Source organism: Nonomuraea maheshkhaliensis, from assembly GCF_039529435.1.
Taxonomy (GTDB): Bacteria; Actinomycetota; Actinomycetes; order Streptosporangiales; family Streptosporangiaceae; genus Nonomuraea; species Nonomuraea maheshkhaliensis.
Genome location: NZ_BAAAMU010000296.1, coordinates 1 through 1,806, shown reverse-complemented (window position 1 = coordinate 1,806; position 1,806 = coordinate 1). Strand labels below are relative to the sequence as shown.

At 73.1% G+C, this 1,806-nt stretch carries 1 protein-coding gene; it reads right to left on the bottom strand.

What is annotated here, in order from left to right; all coding sequences use genetic code 11:
* Positions 1-1,806: condensation domain-containing protein (locus tag ABFX54_RS56465; RefSeq protein WP_346115587.1), on the bottom strand; the 1,806-nt coding region annotated here is incomplete at both ends.

The window sequence follows — 1,806 nt, the reverse complement described above, 5'->3', positions numbered from 1 at the left end:
CCTGCGCCTCGAACAGCTCCACCACCGGCGTCGCAAGCTCACCGGTCGCCGTGCGGTTCCACTCTGCGAGAGCCCGATGCTCGTCCTCCCCGAGCAGGTCCACACCGCTCAGCCGGGTGCCCGGGTCGGTGCTGACCAGGTCGAGCACGCGTACCCAGTAACGCATGATCCGCTCGGCCCACTCCGGATCGAACAGGTCCGTGGCGACCGTCACCGAACCCCGCACCCCGGCCGGAGCACCCCTGTCGAACGCCTCGCTCACCATCACGTCGAGGTCGAACTTGGCCGCCCGTTCCCCCGCCGACGGGGCTCCCGGCCGGATGACGGGGAGGTCCAGTACGGCGTCAACGGTGTCGCCCTTGGTGAGCACCACCTGGAAGAGCGGGTGCCGCGCCATCGACCGCGACGGGGCCAGCTCCTCCACCAGCCGCTCGAACGGCACGTCCTGGTGCGCGAACGCCGACAGGCTGCGCTCCCGCACCCGGCCCAGCAGGTCGCGGAATGCGGGGTCGCCGGTCAGGTCGGCCCGTACGACCAGCGTGTTGACGAAGCAGCCGATGAGGTCTTCCAGTGCCGCGTCCGTACGGCCCGCGTTCGCCGATCCGATCGGAATGTCGGTGCCCGCGCCGAGCCGCGACAGCAGCACCGCCAAGGCGGCCTGCAGCACCATGAACACGGTCACGCCCTCGGCCCTGGCCACCTCGACCAGCCGCGCGTGCACCTCGGCCGGAACCGTCAAGGGCACGCTGTGCCCCCGGTGGGAGGCGGTGGCGGGACGCGGCCGGTCGAACGGCAGCGCCAGCTCCTCCGGCGCCCCCGCCAGGGCATCCCGCCAGTAGGCGACCTGGCGGGACATCAGGCTGTCCGGGTCGTCCTCGTCGCCGAGCAGTTCCCGCTGCCAGAGCGCGTAGTCGGCGTACTGGACCGGCATCGGGCTCCACACCGGGGCCCGGCCCTCGCGGCGGGCCGCGTACGCGAGGGAGAAGTCGCGGGCCAGCGGCGCCCGCGACCAGCCGTCACCCGCGATGTGGTGGATCACCACGGCCAGGACCCGCTCGTCCGGTCCCGCGTCGAACAGCCAGGCCCGGATCGGCGCCTCCGCGGTGAGGTCGAAGGCGTGCCCCATGGCCCGGGTGACGGCGGCGTCCAGCTCGGACGACGGCAGCTCGGTGATCGACAGGCTCCAGTCGAGCTCGTCGAGGTCCATGACGTGCTGGTACGGCTCACCGTCCGCGACCGGGAAGACCGTGCGCAGCACCTCGTGGCGGCCGACCACGTCCCGCAGCGCGTGACCGAGGGCCTCCTGGTCCACTTCTGCCGCGAGCCGCAGCACGATCGGCACGTTGTACGTGGCGCTCGGCCCTTCGAGCTGGCCGAGGAACCACAGCCGGCGTTGCGCGAACGACAGCGGGACCCGTTCGGGCCGTTGTCCGGGGGTGAGCGGCAGGCGGGCGGCGACGGCGTCGTTCAGCCGGGCCGCCAGGCCCGCCACCGTCGGCGCCTCGAACAACGCCCGCAACGGCACCTCGACCCCGAGCGCCGACCGCACCCGGCTGACCAGCCGCACCGCCAGCAGCGAGTGGCCGCCGAGGGCGAAGAAGTCGTCGTCCACGCCGACGCTGTCGAGGCCGAGTACACCGGCGAACACGGCACAGAGGATCTCCTCGCGCAGGTCGGCCGGGGCGCGGCCGGCTTGTGCGGAGTGGTCGGGGGCGGGCAGGGCCTTGCGGTCGAGCTTGCCGTTGGGGCTCAGCGGCAGCGCGTCCAGGACGACGATCGCGGCCGGGACCATGTAGGACGGGAGCC